The sequence below is a fragment of the Cupriavidus sp. L7L genome, from assembly GCF_004353535.1.
GTDB lineage: Bacteria > Pseudomonadota > Gammaproteobacteria > Burkholderiales > Burkholderiaceae > Cupriavidus > Cupriavidus oxalaticus_A.
Genome location: NZ_SMNY01000200.1, coordinates 1 through 1,087 on the forward strand (window position 1 = coordinate 1; position 1,087 = coordinate 1,087).

A 1,087-nucleotide genomic window follows, 5' to 3' on the forward strand; every position below is an offset into this window, starting at 1 on the left:
CGCAACAGCCCGCGGCTGCGGCGGCGCCGCAGGCGGCCGCACCGGGAGCCGCACAGGGGGCCGCGCCCGCCGCAGAATCCGCCCGTCCGGCAGCGCCGGTGCGTCCCGCACGGCAGGCCAGGCGCGCGCCGTCCGCGCCCGCCGCCAGCGCCGACACGGCGCCGGGCAGCGGCTATACCGTCAAGCGCGGCGATACGCTGTACGGGATTGCCGGCGAAGCCGTACAAGGCGCCGAATCGGTGTCGCTGGACCAGATGCTGGTCGCGCTCTACCGCAACAATCCCAACGCCTTTATCGGCGGCAACATGAACCGGCTGCGCAGCGGCGCGGTGCTGCAGGTGCCGACCCCGCAACAGGCGCAGTCCGTCACGCCGAAGGAGGCGCGCCGCGAGGTGGTGGCGCGCACGCAGGGCTTCGACGCCTATCGCAGCCGCCTGGCGAGTGCCGCCGCGGCCAAGTCGGTCGTACCCGACAGCGGCCGCCAGCAGTCGGGCAACGTGACGGCGCGCGTGCAGGAACAGGCCGCCCCGACCGATGGCCCACGCGACGAGCTGAAGCTGAGCAAGGGCGAGCGGGGCGCGCAGGCCGATGCTGCCGCCAAGGCCGAAGCCAACGTCGCGCGCGAGCGCCAGGTCAAGGAAGCCGAGGCGCGCCTGGCGCAGCTGGAAAAGAATATCGGCGACATGCAGAAGCTGCTCGAGCTGAAGAACGCCGAGATCGCCAAGCTGAGCCAGACCAACCAGGCTGCGCTGGCTGACAAGGAAAAGGAGAAGGAAAAGGCGGCCGCGGTGGCCAAGCCGGAAGCAGCCGCACCGAACGTGGTGGCTGCCCAGGCGCCAAAGGCCGATGCCGCTGAACCGGCAGCGGCAGCAGCCACTGCCGCCGCCGTGCCGGATGCCGCCGCCAGTGCCGCTGCTGCCGCAGCGCCGGCGGTGGCAGCCGCCGGGGCTTCGGCGCCGCAGGCCGCAGCAGCGGCTGCCGCGCCGGCATCGGCCCCGGCAGCCAAGCCGGCGCCGCCCGTGGTGGCCCCGCCCGCACCGGTGCAGGAGCCGTCGTTCCTTGACGGCCTGCTGGCCAACCCGCTGCT

Annotated in this window: 1 protein-coding gene; it reads left to right on the plus strand. The window is 73.8% G+C overall.

Annotation, left to right across the window (positions count from 1 at the left end; all coding sequences use genetic code 11):
• A partial coding sequence (locus E1J61_RS37145) for a FimV family protein (RefSeq protein ID WP_133098694.1) occupies positions 1-1,087 on the plus strand: 1,087 nt, incomplete at both ends.